Origin of the sequence: Micromonospora parathelypteridis (assembly GCF_014201145.1) — a bacterium.
GTDB lineage: Bacteria > Actinomycetota > Actinomycetes > Mycobacteriales > Micromonosporaceae > Micromonospora > Micromonospora parathelypteridis.
On the sequence record NZ_JACHDP010000001.1, the window covers coordinates 2288910 to 2304415 of the forward strand.

The 15506-nt window shown below is 72.2% G+C and carries 13 protein-coding genes; 9 read left to right on the top strand and 4 right to left on the bottom strand.

The genetic code is table 11. From position 1 onward, the window contains the following. Positions 1-10 precede the first annotated feature (10 nt). Complete coding sequence (locus tag HNR20_RS10000) at positions 11-784, bottom strand: class I SAM-dependent methyltransferase (protein ID WP_184178460.1); 774 nt, start codon at positions 782-784, stop codon at positions 11-13. A 127-nt stretch (positions 785-911) separates the two neighbouring features. Beyond that, complete coding sequence (gene ychF, locus HNR20_RS10005) at positions 912-1997, bottom strand: redox-regulated ATPase YchF (RefSeq protein ID WP_184178462.1); 1086 nt, start codon at positions 1995-1997, stop codon at positions 912-914. Between the two features lie 142 nt (positions 1998-2139). On the opposite strand from ychF, the gene HNR20_RS10010 reads away from it, so the two are divergent. Continuing rightward, positions 2140-2709 (top strand): exonuclease, encoded by a 570-nt coding sequence (locus tag HNR20_RS10010; RefSeq protein WP_184178464.1) that lies wholly within the window; start codon positions 2140-2142, stop codon positions 2707-2709. A gap of 24 nt (positions 2710-2733) precedes the next feature. On the opposite strand, the gene HNR20_RS10015 is transcribed toward HNR20_RS10010, so the two are convergent. Both HNR20_RS10015 and HNR20_RS10020 read right to left on the bottom strand, forming a co-directional pair. Then, the gene (locus tag HNR20_RS10015) at positions 2734-3468 is read right to left on the bottom strand and encodes a Type 1 glutamine amidotransferase-like domain-containing protein (RefSeq protein ID WP_184178466.1); all 735 of its coding nucleotides are present in this window, start codon (positions 3466-3468) and stop codon (positions 2734-2736) included. Between the two features lie 98 nt (positions 3469-3566). Beyond that, positions 3567-4070 carry a hypothetical protein gene (locus HNR20_RS10020; RefSeq protein WP_184178468.1) on the bottom strand — a complete coding sequence of 168 codons (504 nt, stop codon included), beginning with the start codon at positions 4068-4070 and terminating at the stop codon, positions 3567-3569. A 140-nt stretch (positions 4071-4210) separates the two neighbouring features. On the opposite strand from HNR20_RS10020, the gene HNR20_RS10025 reads away from it, so the two are divergent. From HNR20_RS10025 to valS, 8 genes are all read left to right on the top strand, one after another. Beyond that, entirely contained in the window at positions 4211-4720 is a 510-nt protein-coding gene (locus tag HNR20_RS10025; protein WP_184178470.1) for a SigE family RNA polymerase sigma factor, read from the top strand. Continuing rightward, positions 4717-5250, top strand: a complete 534-nt coding sequence (locus HNR20_RS10030; protein WP_184178472.1) for a hypothetical protein — start codon at positions 4717-4719, stop codon at positions 5248-5250. The genes HNR20_RS10025 and HNR20_RS10030 overlap by 4 nt, the downstream gene beginning before the upstream one ends. Before the next feature lie 246 nt (positions 5251-5496). After that, the gene (locus tag HNR20_RS10035) at positions 5497-6942 is read left to right on the top strand and encodes an FAD-binding oxidoreductase (protein WP_184178474.1); all 1446 of its coding nucleotides are present in this window, start codon (positions 5497-5499) and stop codon (positions 6940-6942) included. A 107-nt stretch (positions 6943-7049) separates the two neighbouring features. Next, on the top strand, positions 7050-8573 hold the full coding sequence (locus HNR20_RS10040) for a DNA-3-methyladenine glycosylase 2 family protein (RefSeq protein ID WP_184178476.1): 1524 nt from the start codon (positions 7050-7052) through the stop codon (positions 8571-8573). Next, positions 8570-9079: a methylated-DNA--[protein]-cysteine S-methyltransferase gene (locus tag HNR20_RS10045; protein ID WP_184178478.1), complete on the top strand. Its 510-nt coding sequence runs from the start codon at positions 8570-8572 to the stop codon at positions 9077-9079. The genes HNR20_RS10040 and HNR20_RS10045 overlap by 4 nt, the downstream gene beginning before the upstream one ends. A 37-nt stretch (positions 9080-9116) precedes the next feature. Then, entirely contained in the window at positions 9117-10973 is a 1857-nt protein-coding gene (locus HNR20_RS10050; protein ID WP_373291003.1) for an ABC transporter ATP-binding protein, read from the top strand. Further along, the gene (locus HNR20_RS10055) at positions 10970-12850 is read left to right on the top strand and encodes an ABC transporter ATP-binding protein (protein WP_184178480.1); all 1881 of its coding nucleotides are present in this window, start codon (positions 10970-10972) and stop codon (positions 12848-12850) included. The genes HNR20_RS10050 and HNR20_RS10055 overlap by 4 nt, the downstream gene beginning before the upstream one ends. A gap of 56 nt (positions 12851-12906) precedes the next feature. Continuing rightward, positions 12907-15471, top strand: coding sequence for a valine--tRNA ligase (valS, locus tag HNR20_RS10060; RefSeq protein ID WP_184178482.1), 2565 nt, complete (start codon positions 12907-12909; stop codon positions 15469-15471). The last annotated feature ends 35 nt before the right edge of the window (positions 15472-15506 follow it).

Genomic DNA, 15506 nt, shown 5'->3' on the forward strand with positions numbered 1-15506 from the left:
CGGTAATGGGTCACAGCCGCCGAACGCGCAGCACGCCGGTCAGCATCGGCAGCGTGAATTCGCCGTGGGCGGTTTCGCTTCTGTTCCCCAGGAACGCGCGGATTTCGCCGAGGGCGGCCTCCCGGTCCGAATCTGCCATGACCAGCATCCCCGCCCGCGTCGCGAGTGTCGCGACGAGGGAGTCAGCGGTACGACGCTGCCCGTGCGGGAACTCGGCCTGCTCCCGCGCACCGAACCGGGCGACCAGGCCACTGCCGGGAACGAGCAGGTCCGCCGTCGCCGCGCGCCAACTGCCCAGCGTGTCACGGGGGCCGATGGCCGCGCTCCCGCTGACCCGTTCGAGCCCGGCGACCCAGTCGATCCGGTCGTCCATGATGTTCCACAGGCCCGCCAGAGTGCCTCCGGGTGCGAGGACTCGGGCGATTTCCGGCCCCGCGACCGCCATGTCGAACCAGTGCAGCGCGTTACCGGCCAGCACGGCGTCGACGGAAGCGTCCGGCAACGGGATCGCCTCGGCGCTGCCCGGCAGGGCACGGACGGCCGGCAACGTCCGGCGTAGCTCGGTGAGCATCGCCGGGTCGGGTTCGACCGCGACAACATCCGCACCCAGTGTGACCAGCGTGGCGGACAGCTTGCCGGTGCCGGCGCCGAGATCGAGAATTCGCGAGCCAGGTGCGAGCTCAAGCGCCCAGCGCACCGCGGCCTCCGCGTAATCCGGGCGGTGCTCGGCGTACGCGGTTGCCGCCGCACCGAACGACGAACTGAGCAGCACCCGTTCATCCACGCGGTCACCCTACCGTCGCACCGGTCCCAATTGGGGGCGGTCAATCCGGCGGAGACTCTCCGTGCGTCCCACCTCGCTGAAGTCCGGCCGGCGGGGCCACCCGTTCGGCTGCGGCGACCGAGCAGGATCAGACGTTGAAGCGGAACTCCACGACGTCGCCGTCCTGCATGACGTACTCCTTGCCCTCGATGCGGACCTTGCCCGCCGCCTTGGCCGCCGACATCGAACCGTGCTCGACCAGGTCGTGGTAGGAGACCACCTCGGCCTTGATGAAGCCGCGCTGGAAGTCGCTGTGGATGACACCCGCGGCCTCCGGCGCGGTGGCGCCGACCGGGACGGTCCAGGCACGCGCTTCCTTGGGGCCGGCCGTGAGGTACGTCTGCAGGCCGAGGGTGCGGAAGCCGACCCGGACAAGCTGGTTGAGGCCGGGCTCGTTCTGCCCGATCGACTCCAGCAGCTCGCGGGCCTCCTCCTCGGGCAGGTCCACCAACTCAGACTCGATCTTGGCGTCCATGAAGACGGCCTCGGCGGGGGCGACCAGGGCGCGCAGCTCGTCGAGGAACGACTCGTTGGCCAGCTCGGCCTCATCGACGTTGAAGACGTACAGGAAGGGCTTCGTGGTGAGCAGGTGCAGCTCGCGCAGGTGCTCCAGCTCGATCTTGGCGGCGGCAGCCCCGGAGTAGAGGGTGGTGCCACCGTCGAGCACCTCGATGGCGGCCTTCGCGGCGGCGACCGCGGCGGATCGGTCCTTGCGGAGCTTGGCTTCCTTCTCCAACCGGGGCAGGGCCTTGTCCAGGGTCTGCAGGTCGGCGAGGATCAGCTCGGTGTTGATCGTCTCGATGTCGTCAGCCGGGGAGATCTTGCCGTCGACGTGCACCACGTTCGGGTCGGAGAAGGCCCGGACCACCTGGCAGATCGCCGAGGCGTCGCGGATGTTGGCCAGGAAGGCGTTGCCCCGGCCCTGCCCCTTCGACGCGCCGCGAACCAGGCCGGCGATGTCGACGAACGACACCGGGGCCGGCAGCACCTTCTGCGAGGAGAAGATCTCGGCCAGCTTGCCCAGCCGCTCGTCGGGCAGCCCGACCACACCGACGTTGGGCTCGATGGTGGCGAACGGGTAGTTCGCCGCCAGCACGTCGTTCTTGGTCAACGCGTTGAAAAGCGTGCTCTTGCCGACGTTGGGCAGGCCGACGATGCCGATGGAGAGACTCACGACCAGCCAGCTTACGCGGGTGCCGACGGGGCCGGCCCACGCGGCTCCGATTCGACGGGCCGGGCGATCGATCGTCGCTGCCGCCGTGCCCCGGCAGGCATTGCTACCCTTCCCGATTCGATGTCTCGCTCTTGGAGGTGGGATGACCTCGACCTTGCCCGAGCTGTATATCGCCGTCGATGTCGAGGCGGACGGGCCGATTCCCGGGCCGTACAGCATGATCTCGCTGGGTATGGCCGTGACCGGCCAGCCGGACCTGACCTTCTACACGGAGCTGCGTCCCATCTCCGACGAGTTCGTGCCGGCGGCGCTGGCCGTCTCCGGCCTGGACCGGGACCGCCTGCTGCGGGAGGCGCCCACCGCGCAGGAGGCGATGTCAGCCGCGGCGGCCTGGGTCGACGGGCTGCGCCGGATCGGCCGCCCGGTCTTCCTCGCCGCACCCGCCGTTTGGGACGGGATGTTCGTGCACTGGTACTTCGTCCGCTTCGTCGGCCACAGCCCGTTCGGTGCCACCGGCTCTGGTGTCGATCTCCGCAGCTACTGGATGGGGCTGACCGGCAGCGAGTGGGTCCAGACCCACAAGAGCAAGATCAAGAACGAGCTGGGCCTGCACGACGTGCCGCACACGCACCACGCCGGGGAGGACGCGGCCGAGCTGGCGCAGGTCTTCGACGCGGTGCTCCGCCGCCGCCAGGCTGCCGAGCAGGCGTGACGATCGGCGGGGTCGCGTCGACCGTCAACGGAGCAGGCGTGGAGCGATGACCGTCTCCTGGACGCTGCCGTCCGCGTTGCGGCTGACCTCGTACGCCGAGACGCCCTCGCGGTCCGCGATTGCCTCGACCAGCCGGGTGCCCCGGTAGACCAGGCCGACCCCGTCGTCGGTGCAGTGGCTGGCCGGCAGCGTCCCGTTGCCAACCAGTTCGTGCATGAGCGGGCGCCGCTCGGCCTCGCTGTCGTAGTGCACCCCGTTGCCGTACGGCAGCCAGGCCAAGCCCTCGGTGAAGCCGCGCAGGCGCGGACCGAAGCTGTCGGTGGCGCCGCCGACATGCCAGCAGATCGAGCCGGCGGAGACCCCGGCCAGCACCACGCCGGCCTGCCAGCACTCGCGCAGGATCTCGTCGAGCCCATGCACCCGCCAGACCGCGACCAGGTTGGCCACGCTGCCGCCACCGACCCAGAGCACGTCCTGGGCGAGCAGGTGGGCGCGGACGTCCTCGACGTTCGGCATCGGGAACAGGGCGAGGTGCGACAGCCGGAACCGGGTGTCGGCGAACGCGCCGTAGGCCGCGGTCAGCGAGGTGGGCTGGTCCCCGACGGCCTGCCCGAGGTAGCAGATCCGCGGCTGCGGACCGGCCTCGGCCAGCTCGGCCGCCAACTCGAAGACCGGGCCGGGGCGCAGGTCGGCGGGGCCGCGGTCGCCCCGGAAGAAGCCCATGCTGGTGGCGAGGATGGTCGGTTCGCTGGCAGGCATTGGAGGTGTCCTTCCGTCAGGGCGGTGCGCCGTCCATCCTGCCGCAGCCGGTCACCCGCCCACGCGGCGGTCGCCGCACCGCCTGCCCTCAACGACGATCAACTGGACAGGTCCGGTCGCCGCTGGCGGGGCACCTCGACCTCGGGCCATTGGCGCGGGGGCAGCTCGTCGGCCGGGGCCAGTTGCGCGGCGGCTGCGTGGGGCAGGGTGAACCGATCGGCAGCGGCCGGGCCGGCCGAGACCGACTCGCGCAGCATCCAGTGCACCTCGTCGGCCGTCCAGCCCAGCCCCGGCCGCGCGGCGATCTCGCGAACCAACCGCCGGCCGACCCGGGTGTCGTCGTCGTAGAAGCGCATGCACCAGTGGTGCGTCCACATCCCGAGCGCCCGCAGGCCCGCGTCGTCGAGTGAGCCCGCCAACCGGCCGCAGGCGGTGTCGGAGAAGGTCTGCTCCGGATCGGTCGCCCGGTCCCGTTCGATGGCGCCCACGGCGGCCGGCGCGACGGCCCGCATCCGGCGGTAGAGGGACTGCGCCACCGCGCGGGGCAGCGGCGGGAACGCGCCCTGTGTCGACGCCGCCGCCCAACCCGCCACGCTCGCCATTCGCCGCACCCTTCTTCAGTTGGTGGCCGGACGTTACCCGCCACGACCGACACTTCCGGGTCGAAAAACCCCGTTGGATCGTGGATAGCGACGATGACCTGGGGCGTCTGTAGGTGTGACAACGAAACGGGAGGTGGTGGGTGGACGAGGACGAACGGGCTCGGCTGGCCGAGTTCGTCGGCAGCCGGACGCCGGCACTGATGCGGGTCGCTTACCTGCTGACCGGTGACCGCAACGCCGCCGAAGATCTGTTCCAGTCGGCGTTGGCGCGGACCATCCCGAAGTGGGGATCCATCCGGCACGCCGACCCCGAGGGGTATCTCCGCGTCGTGATGTACCGCGAGCAGGTCAGCTGGTGGCGGCGACTGCGCCGGCGGCGGGAGACGCCGCTCAACCCGGCGGACGAACCGGTCGGCGCCGATCCGAGCGGCGGCTCCGACGTGCGGTTGGCGATGCGCGCCGCGCTGCGCCACCTGCCACCGGCACAGCGGGCGGTGGTGGTTCTGCGTTACTACGAGGACCTGCCGGAAGCCCGGGTCGCCGAACTGCTCGGCTGCTCCGTGGGCACGGTGCGCAGCCGTACCCACCGGGCGGTCACGCGCCTGCGCGCCTTGCTCCCGGAGGTCGAAATGCTGGAGGTACGGCGATGACCGACCCCTTCGAGCACCTCATCCGCTCCACTCTCACCGACCTCGCCGAGGAGGCACCGATCGTGCATGACCAGTTGAACCGAGCGGAACGGCGGGTGCGCAACCGGCGCCGCGCCACGGTGACGATGGGAGCGGTCGGCGTCCTCGCGGCGGTCCTGATCGCCACTCCGCTCGCTCTCGCCGCGACCAGCTCGGACGAGCTCCCACCGGCCGCGCCCAGCCCGGCGGGCCCGGCGACCGTGCCCAGCCCGCCCGTGCCCAGCCCGTCCGCGCCCGCCGAGGTGCCGACGGCCGTACCCAGCCCCGGCGGCGCGAACCCGAACCCGTCGAGTCGTCCGGGCACACCCGGCGTACCGGTCCGGCCGACGCCGTCGGACTCGCCGGACGGGTCCGGTGCGCCCGGCGCGCCGGGTGGTGCGCCCGGCGTGCCCGGCGACCCTGTTGCGCCCGGTGTGCCCAGTGCCCCCGGCATGCCCGGCGCCCCTGGCGCGCCCGTTCCCACGCCGTCTCCGTCGAGCCCTTCGCGGTGAACAGTGCCGGTCAGGCAGGCGGCCCCCCGGCCCCGGCCTGACCGGCCAACCCACGGTCGTCTCCGGCGGCGGCGTCAGGACGCTGGCGGCTTCCCCGAGTCGAGAGGTCGATCGGAGATCCCGGTCACCTTCTCCCGGCACTTCCCGTACCAGCGCACCGGTGAACAGGATGCGCCGGCGCACCAGGTTTGCCGAGGCCGGCACGCCCGCTCATTCTTGGGCCATGACCGATAACGGACATCCGGTGTGCGAGCTGCGGAGGCCGCGTTGACCACCGCCATGGCCCGGGTGCCCAACTCGCTCACCGGGCAGATCGTCACACCCGGTGACCGCCGGTACGCGCAACTGCGCTCGACGTACACCACGTCGGCGTCGCCGGCGGCCGTGCTGCTGCCGAAGACCACCGCGCAGGTGGTCGACGCGCTCCGCTACGCGCGGGAACAGCGACTGCCCATCGCCGTCCGCAGCGGGGGGCACGGCTTCTCCGGGGCGTCCTCCAACAACGGTGGCGTGGTCATCGACCTGTCCATGCTCAACCGGGTGCAGGTGCTCGACGAGCGGGCCGGGCTGGTCCGGGTCGAGGCCGGTGCCCGCTGGGCGAACGTCGCGAAGGCGCTGGCCCCGTACGGCCTGGTGATCAGCTCAGGTGACCACGGCAACGTCGGCGTCGGCGGCCTGGCCACCGGCGGCGGCGTCGGTTGGTTGGTCCGCGCCCACGGCCTCACCATCGACCGTGTCCGCGCGGTCGAGGTGGTGCTCGCCGACGGGACGCTGGTACGGGCGGACGCGGAGCACGAGCCGGAGCTGTTCTGGCTGGTCCGCGGTGCCGGAGCCGGCGCGGGGATCGTGGTGGCCTTCGAGATCGAGGCAGCCGAGCAGCGCAATGTCGGCGTGGCGCAGTTGGTCGTCGAAGCGCACCCGGACGGTCGCACCATCCGGGAGTGGACGGCCTACCTCTCGCAGGCCCCACGGGAGTTGTCCGCGGCGGCCGTGCTGTACGCGGAGGGCCGCTCGGCCCTCATGTCCATCACCGCCGTGGTGGCCGCCGAGAGCCTGCGCCGGGCCCGGCCCGCGGTGGAGCCGCTGCTCGCCATCGGAAAGGTGCTCGAACACCGGACCGACCTGCTGCCCTACCCGACCCTGGTGCCGACCGCGCACCTGCACCCCAACGTCGGGCAGCAACGTGGCACGACCACCAACGGTCTGTTCACCGGGCTGGACGACGCCGGCGCGCGGGCCGTGATGCGAGCGGTGACCGGGCCGGGGCGGGCGGTGGTCCAGCTCCGCTCGCTGGGTGGGGCGGTCAACGACGTCGCTCCCGACGCGACCGCGTACCCGCATCGCCACCAGGACACGCTGGTCATCGCCTCGGTGTTCCCACCGCAGGGCGGGGCTGCGTTGGACGCCGCCTGGCGGGCCGCCGGAGCCCGCGCCGACGGCGCGTACGTCAATTTCGAGAGCCGGCCGAACCCGGCCGCGTTCGCCCGGATCTACCCGGGCGAGACCGGGGCCCGGGTGCGGCGGTTGTGGAAGCGGTACGACCCGGATGGCGTCTTCCGGCCGGCCCTGCTGACCGGCCAGCCCACCCGAGCAGGTCAGCCCACCCGAGCCGGTCAGCAGGGCCGCGCCGGTCAGTCGAGCCGATCCGGTCAGCCCGGCCGATCCGGCCAGCCTCATCGGCGCCGCCGCTGACCTCCACGCCCGCCGCCGATGGCCGACCGCCGGTCGTCCAGCTGGGGGCACACTGAGGTCCGATTCCCGCCAGCAGGCGGCCCGACCAGCGGGGCATCATCGGTGACATGGAGTTGGACTTCGAGCGTTGTTACCGGGCCGTGGACAGCCGTGACCAGCGGTTCGACGGCTGGTTCTACACCGGCGTGACGTCCACCGGCATCTACTGCCGGCCGTCCTGCCCGGCGATCACGCCCAAACGGCAGAACGTCCGGTTCTTCCCGTCCGCCGCCGCCGCGCAGGGGATCGGGCTGCGCGCCTGCCGCCGCTGCCGGCCGGACGCCGCGCCGGGCTCACCCCTGTGGGACGTCCGCGCGGACGTGGTCGGTCGGGCGATGCGGCTGATCGCCGACGGGGTGGTCGACCGGGACGGCGTACCGGGGCTGGCCTCCCGTCTGGGCTACACCGATCGGCACCTGCACCGGATGTTGAGCGCCGAAATGGGTGCCGGACCGCTCGCGCTGGCCCGCGCTCAGCGGGCGCAGACCGCCCGGATCCTGATCGAGACGACCGGCCTGCCGATGGCGGAGATCGCGTTCGCCGCGGGCTTCGGCAGCATCCGGCAGTTCAACGACACGCTCCGCGAGGTGTACGCGAGCGCACCGTCCGACCTGCGGACGGCCCGGGGTGGCCAGCAGGCAGCGATCGGGGCGGGCACCATCGCGCTCCGGCTGGCGTACCGCCCGCCGCTGCACGCCCAGGCGCTGCTGGACTTCCTCGCGGTGCGGGCGCTGCCCGGCCTGGACGAGGTCCGCGACGGGACGTACCACCGGGGTTTGCGGTTGCCACACGGCACCGGCGAGGTGGCGCTGACCCCGGCGGACGGGCACGTCGCGGCGACGCTGCGGCTGACCGACCTGCGTGACCTGGCACCTGCGGTGGCCCGCTGCCGGCGGCTGCTCGACCTGGACGCGGACCCGGCGGCCATCGACGCCACGCTCGCCGCCGACCCGGCGCTCGCTCCGGCGGTCGCCGCCGAACCGGGAATCCGGGTCCCCCGTGCCGTGGACGGCTTCGAGATGGCCGTCCGCGCCATCATCGGCCAACAGGTCTCGGTCCTATCGGCCCAAAAAACCCTGACCCGCCTCCTAACCACCCCCACCACCCCCACCACCCCCACCGCTCAAGTCGATCATGAGGTTATTGCCGACGGCGTCGGCGTGTCGCGGCAACAACTTCATGCTCACCTGGGCGAGGAGGGTCGGGGCGCGGGGTTGCGGGGGTTTTTGAGCGCGGAGGACTTGTTGGTGCTGCCGGACTCGGGATTTGGGATGCCCGCCGCACGGCGGGAGACCTTGCGTGGGCTGGCGCGGGCGGTTGTCGACGGGTCGCTGGACCTCGCGGCGGGCGTCGATCGGGAGGACGCCGTCCGGCGGCTGCTCGCGCTGCCCGGCATCGGCCCGTGGACCGCCAACTACCTGGCCATGCGCGCCTTCGGCGACCCGGATGTCCTGCTCAGCACCGACCTCGCGGTCCGGCGCGGCGCCGCCGCGCTGGGCCTGCCCGACACCCCGACAACCCTCGACAAGCACGCCGAACGCTGGCGCCCCTGGCGGTCCTACGCCACGATCAGACTCTGGAGAGCGGCATGAGCATCGACAGCACCGTGCTGAGCACACCGACCGGTCCGCTCAGCATCATCGCCGGCCCGGACGGCGACGTTCGGGCGGCCGGTTTCACCCCGGACCCGGCGGCGCTGCTGCCCCTGGTCCACCCGACCCTGCGGGGGCCGCTGCGACAGCGGGCCGACCTCGGCCCGGTCAGCGCCGCCGTCACGTCCTACCTGGACGGTGACCTCAGCGCCATCGACGCCGTGCCGATTCGTCAGCACACCGGCGGGGAGTTCATGGCGCACGCGTGGCAGGTGCTGCGCGAGGTGCCTCCGGGCACCCCGATCACCTACACCGGGTACGCCGCGCTCGCCGGTCGGCCACCCGCGGTGCGGGCCGCCGCCGCTGCCTGCGCCCGGAACGCGGCGGCACTGTTCGTGCCCTGCCACCGGGTACTTCGCACCGACGGCACGCTCGGTGGCTACCGCTGGGGACTGGACGTGAAGAAGTGGCTTCTCGGTCATGAGCGGCGCTTGACGACAAGCTGACACAATTGTCGCCTTCTATTAACGCTACCGTCTGGTAGTGCCTGTGGAGATCGGCGGCAGCCCGGCCACCCGGGCCGCCGCGCCCCACCATCCGTTGCACAACCTCTGGCGCCTCCGTCCCTACCTGCGCCCGTACGCCGCCGAGTTCGCCTGGCTGCTCGTCGCGGGCCTCGCCGGAACAGCGGCCGGGATCGCCGTACCGCTGGTCGTGCAGCGGGTGGTGGACGGGCCGGTGGCCCGACACGAACCTGTCGGGCTGCTCCAGCTCGGCGGCCTGGCGCTGCTGCTCGGCGTGGTCGAGGCGGTGCTCATCTTCATCCGCCGGTGGGTGCAGTCCTCCTCGGCGGTGGGCATGGAGGCGGCGCTACGCGCCGACGTCTACGCCCACCTGCAACGACTGCCGACGAACTTCCACGACCGTTGGCAGTCCGGCCAGTTGCTCTCCCGGATCACCAGCGACCTGTCGGTGATCCGCCGGTTCCTCTCCTTCGGCGTGTTCTTCCTGGTGCTCAACCTGACCACCTACGTGGTCGTGGTGGTGCTCCTGATCAACCTGCACCCGGTACTCGGGGTGCTGGTCGCGGCCAGCGCGGTGCCGCTGCTGCTGATCAGTCGCCGGTTCGGGCGGCACTACCATGCCGCGTCCCGACGGATGCAGGATCAGCAGGGCGACGTGGCGACTCTGGTCGAGGAGACAGCACAGGGCCTGCGCACCATGAAGGCGTACGGCCGGGGGCCCGAACTGGCGGACCGCTTCGCCGGCGGGGCCCGCAGGCTGCACGACACAGGGGTCAGCAAGGCGCGACTGCTGGCCAACACCTCGGCGTTGCTCGACCTGGTGCCCAACGTGACCCTGGGCGTGGTGCTGGTGGCCGGGGCGGCCGCCGCCGCGAAGGGTGCGCTCACCATCGGCGAGCTGGTCGCGTTCGTCAGCCTCCAACTGATGCTCATCTGGCCGGTGCAGTCGCTGGGTTGGATCATCGCCAACGGTCAGGAGGCCGCCACCGCAGCCGACCGGCTCCAGGAGGTGCTGGACACCCCACCCCAGATCGTGGACCTGCCCGGCGCGCTCGCGCTCCCCCGAGACACGGTCCACGGCCGGCTCCGCTTCGAGCGCGTCGCGTTCAGCTACCCGGGTGCCACCACCCCGGTGCTGCGCGAAATCGACCTGACCATCGAACCGGGCGAAACGCTGGCCCTGGTCGGTGCCACCGGCTCCGGCAAGAGCACGCTGCTCTCCCTGGTGCCCCGGCTGCACGAGGTGACCGCCGGCCGGATCACCCTGGACGGGCACGACCTGCGCGAGCTGCGGCTGGCCTCGCTGCGCCGACTGGTCGGGGTGGCGTTCGAGGAACCCACGCTCTTCTCCATGTCGGTGCGGGAGAACCTCACCCTGGGACGCCCGGACGCCGGCGACGACGACGTCCAAGCGGCCCTCGCGCTGGCCCAGGCGGACTTCGCGTACGAGTTGCCGTGGGGATTGGCCACCCGGGTAGGCGAGCAGGGGCTGTCCCTCTCCGGCGGGCAACGGCAACGACTCGCGTTGGCACGGGCCGTGCTCGGCCGACCGGCGGTGCTGGTGCTGGACGACCCGCTGTCGGCCCTCGACGTGCACACCGAAGCGCTCGTCGAGGCGGCACTGCGGCGGGTCCTGCGCGACAGCACCGCGCTACTGGTGGTGCACCGACCCTCGACGATCGCCCTGGCCGACCGGGTCGCCCTGCTCGAAGACGGGCACATCACCGCGATCGGGCGGCACTCCGAACTGCTGGCCACCGTGCCGGCGTACCGGGCGCTGCTCGCCGCCGAGCCGCCGACCGGGCACCCACCCGCGGCCGGAGCCGCCGGCCCGAGCCCGTCCCCATCGGACGGGTGGGGGCTGGTGCGCTCGTGACAGTGCCGAAGCAGGCCGACCCACCGCCCGAGGAGGAGCCGGAGCTCACCCGCTGGCGTGGAACCGCCACGGACCCGGAGGCCGACCGGAGTCGAGCCGAGGACGCCGCACCCGAGGCGGTGGCCCGGCTGCGCCGGCTCAGCCGGGCCCTGCTCGCCGATGAGCTCCGACCACACCGGGGGCGACTCGCCGCCGCGGTCGGCCTGCTGCTGACCCAGAACGCCGCCGCGATGGCCGGCCCGTACCTCGTCATGGTCGGCATCGACCGGGCCATCCCGCCGCTGCGCGCCGGCGACGCTGGCCCGCTGGTCGCCGTCGCCGGGGCGTTCGCGGTCGCCTCGATGACCGAGTACGCGGCTCGCCGAGGGTTCCTCACCATCTCTGCCCGGATCGGCCAGGCCGTCCTGCTCGACCTGCGGCAACGGGTGTTCGGGCACTTCCTGCGGCTGTCCGTGGGCTTCCACGAGCGGTACACCTCGGGCCGGATGGTCTCCCGGCTCACCAGTGACCTGGACTCGATCGCCGAGCTGGTCGACGGTGGGATCGACAGCCTGGTGATGGCCGGGCTGTCGATGTTGTCGGTGGCCGCCATCCTGCTCTGGCTGGACCTGCCGCTGGCCGCCGTGACGCTGCTCGCCTTCCCGTTCCTGTTCTGGCTCTCCCGGTGGTTCGCCCGGTCGTCGGCGAGCGCGTACCGGCGGACCCGGGACGCGGTCGCGCTGGTCATCGTGCATTTCGTGGAGTCGATGCGGGGCATCCGGGCGGTGCAGGCGTTCCGCCGGGAGCCGCGCAACCAACGGATCTTCGTGGCGCTCGGCGACGACTACCGACGAACCAGCCTGCACACGTTCCGGCTGATCGCCACGTACTCGCCGGCGATCAAACTGATCGGCAACGTCACCGTGGCGGTGGTGCTCTGCTACGGCGGCTGGCGGGTGCTCGGCGGGCAGACCGAGATCGGCGTGCTCGCCGCGTTCCTGCTCTACCTACGTCGCTTCTTCGAGCCGATGCAGGAGTTGAGCCAGTTCTACAACTCGCTGCAGTCGGCCACGGCGGCACTGGAGAAGTTGGCCGGGGTGCTCGACGAACGGCCGGCCGTGGCCGAGCCGGACCGGCCCACACCGCTGCCGAGCGGGCCCGGCCGCGGCGAGTTGACCTTCCGGGCGGTCTCCTTCGGATACCGGGCGGGCACCCCGATCCTCGGCGGGCTGGAGCTGACCGTGTCGGCCGGACAGACCGTGGCGCTGATCGGGCCGACCGGCGCGGGCAAGTCGACAATCGCGAAGCTGGTCGCCCGGTTCCACGACCCGGACACCGGCATCGTCCGGCTGGACGGGGTCGACCTGCGCGAGGTGAGCGACGCCGACCTGCGCCGCGCGGTCGTGTTGGTGACGCAGGAGAACCACCTCTTCAGTGGGACGGTCGCCGAGAACATCCGGTTCGGCCGCCCGAGCGCGGACGACGCGGCGGTCGAGGCCGCCGCGCGGTCGATCGGCGCGCACGATTTCATCGCGGCCCTTCCCGAGGGGTACGCCACCCAGGTGCACCGCCGTGGCGGGCGGCTCTCCGCCGGGCAGCGGCAGTTGGTCGCGTTCGCCCGGGCGTTCCTGGCCGACCCGACCGTGCTGATCCTGGACGAGGCGACGTCGTCGCTGGACGTGCCGACCGAACGGCTCGTGCAGCGGGCACTCGGCACCATCCTGCGCGACCGAACCGCCCTGGTGATCGCACATCGGCTCTCCACTGTGGAGACCGCCGACCGGGTGCTCGTTCTCGACGACGGGAAGGTCGTCGAGGACGGCCCACCCGGTGAGCTGGCCGAGGCCGACGGCCGGTACGCGGCCCTGCACCGGCAGTGGCGCGACTCGTTGATCTGAACCAGCGTTGCGGCAACTGCGTGGCTCGACCCTCCGGCGGTGCCTACGATCGCAGGATGACCGAAACGGCGAGGACGGCCCGAGCCGGCGTTCCCGAGCGTCCGACCCTGGACGGGCTCGAGGAGCGCTGGGCACGCCGCTGGCAGGAGGAAGGCACGTACGCGTTCGACCGCTCGAAGCAGCGCAGGGACGTGTACGCGATCGACACTCCGCCGCCGACCGTATCGGGCGAGTTGCACATGGGGCACGTGTACTCGTACACGCACACCGACACCGTCGCGCGGTACCAGCGGATGCGCGGCAAGGCCGTCTTCTACCCGATGGGCTGGGACGACAACGGCCTGCCCACCGAGCGTCGCGTGCAGAACGTCTACGGGGTGCGCTGCGATCCCGCGTTGCCGTACGACCCGGTGTGGCGGCCACCGGCGGCCCCGGTCGACGACGCGGCCCGCCGCGACCCCACCCCGATCTCCCGGCGCAACTTCATCGAGCTGTGCGAACAACTGACCGTCACCGACGAGCAGGCCTTCGAGGCGCTGTGGCGGCGGCTCGGGCTCTCGGTGGACTGGTCCTTGACGTACACGACGATCGGCCGGACCGCCCGGGCCACCAGCCAACGGGCGTTCGTGCGCAACCTGCGGCGCGGCGAGGCGTACCAGTCGGAGGCGCCGACACTCTGGGACGTCGGTTTCGCCACCGCGGTCGCCCAGGCCGAGTTGGAGGACCGGGAGCGCCAGGGCGCCTACTACCGGCTGCGGTTCATCGCGTCCGACGGGCGCGAGGTGCTCATCGACACCACCCGGCCCGAGCTGCTGCCGGCCTGTGTGGCGTTGGTCTGTCACCCCGACGACGAGCGGTACGCCGACCTGGTGGGCGGCACCGTGCGCAGCCCGCTGTTCGACGTCGAGGTGCCGCTACGTGCCCACCCGCTCGCCGACCCGGCCAAGGGCACCGGTGTCGCGATGGTCTCCACGTTCGGTGACCTGACCGACGTGACCTGGTGGCGTGAGCTGCGGCTGCCCACCCGGGTCGTGATCGGCCGGGACGGCCGGCTGCTCGCCGAGCCGCCGGCCGGGGTGCCGGCGCAGCCGTACGCGGCGCTGGCGGGGCAGACGGTCAACGGCGCCCGCCGGGAGATCGTCGGAATGCTGGCCGACGCGGGTGACCTGATCGGCGAGCCACGCCCGATCACCCACCCGGTCAAGTTCTACGAGCGCGGCGACCGGCCACTGGAGATCGTCTCGACCCGACAGTGGTATCTGCGCAACGGCGGCCGGGACGACTCCCTGCGGGCGACGCTGCTGGCCCGGGGTGCGGAGCTGCACTGGGTGCCGGCGCACATGAAGCACCGCTACGACCACTGGGTGGGCGGCCTGACCGGGGACTGGCTGGTCAGTCGCCAACGCTTCTTCGGAGTGCCGGTGCCGGTGTGGTACCGGCTCGACGACACTGGCGAGCCGGACTGGTCCCACCCTCTCACGCCGGACGAGTCCGCGCTGCCGGTCGACCCATCCACCGACCCGGCGCCCGGCTACGACGAGTCGCAGCGCGGCCGACCCGGCGGCTTCGTCGGCGACCCGGACGTGCTGGACACCTGGGCGACCTCGTCGTTGACCCCACAGATCGTCGGCGGCTGGGAAACCGACCCGGACCTGTTCGCCCGGATCTTCCCGATGGACCTCCGCCCGCAGGGGCAGGAGATCATTCGGACCTGGCTCTTCGACAGCGTGGTCCGTTCGCACTTCGAGCACGGTGTGCTGCCCTGGCGGGACACCGTGCTCTCCGGTTGGATCCTCGACCCGGACCACAAGAAGATGGCCAAGTCCAAGGGGAACGTGGTCACCCCGCTGGCGTTGTTGGAACAGCACGGCTCGGACGCGGTCCGCTACTGGGCGGCCAGCGGCAAGCCCGGCATGGACCTGGCCTTCGACCCGGCCCAGATCAAGATCGGCCGGCGCCTGGCCACCAAGCTGCTGAACGCCTCCAAGTTCGCGCTCGGGCTGGGCGCTGCGGACGCGTTGCGCGCCCCGGCGACCACCCCGCTGGACCGGGCCATGCTCGCCGAACTGGCCACCGTGGTCACCGCCGCGAGCACCGCCTTCGACGCGTACGACCACACGGCGGCACTGCAGGCGACCGAGGCGTTCTTCTGGCGGTTCTGCGACGACTACATCGAGCTGGTGAAGGAACGCGCCTACGGCACCGGCCCGGCCGCCGACTCGGCACGGGCGGCGCTGGCCTCGGCGCTGTCGGTGCAGCTGCGGCTGTTCGCCCCGGTGCTGCCCTACGTGACCGAGGAGGTGTGGTCGTGGTGGCGGTACGGCTCGGTGCACAGTGCGCCGTGGCCCACCACCCACGAGGTGGCCCGGACGATCGAGGGATCGGGCGAGCCGGCGCTGTTGCGGCTTGCCGGCGACGCGTTGAGCCAGGTGCGGCGGGCCAAGTCGGAGCGGAAACTGTCGATGAAGGCGGACGTGCCGCTGGCCGAGGCGCTCGGCCCGGCGGCGCTTCTGGAGCAGCTCAACCTGGTCGCCGACGACCTACGGGCGGCCGGCCGGATCGGCAAACTCGACCTGCTCCCCGACCGCACCCCGGAGCTCGTCATCGCCTGCGCCTTCTGACCTGCGTCCGCCGCCGCCCACCCCGCCGGGGCGGC

What these genes read in the sequence shown, in the direction of transcription:
- HNR20_RS10010 (WP_184178464.1), top strand. Translation starts at nt 2,140, where the DNA reads ATGACCTCGACCTTGCCCGAGCTGTATATCGCCGTCGATGTCGAGGCG.
- HNR20_RS10015 (WP_184178466.1), bottom strand. Translation starts at nt 3,468, where the DNA reads ATGCCTGCCAGCGAACCGACCATCCTCGCCACCAGCATGGGCTTCTTC.
- HNR20_RS10020 (WP_184178468.1), bottom strand. Translation starts at nt 4,070, where the DNA reads ATGGCGAGCGTGGCGGGTTGGGCGGCGGCGTCGACACAGGGCGCGTTC.
- HNR20_RS10030 (WP_184178472.1), top strand. Translation starts at nt 4,717, where the DNA reads ATGACCGACCCCTTCGAGCACCTCATCCGCTCCACTCTCACCGACCTC.
- HNR20_RS10040 (WP_184178476.1), top strand. Translation starts at nt 7,050, where the DNA reads ATGGAGTTGGACTTCGAGCGTTGTTACCGGGCCGTGGACAGCCGTGAC.
- HNR20_RS10045 (WP_184178478.1), top strand. Translation starts at nt 8,570, where the DNA reads ATGAGCATCGACAGCACCGTGCTGAGCACACCGACCGGTCCGCTCAGC.
- valS (WP_184178482.1), top strand. Translation starts at nt 12,907, where the DNA reads ATGACCGAAACGGCGAGGACGGCCCGAGCCGGCGTTCCCGAGCGTCCG.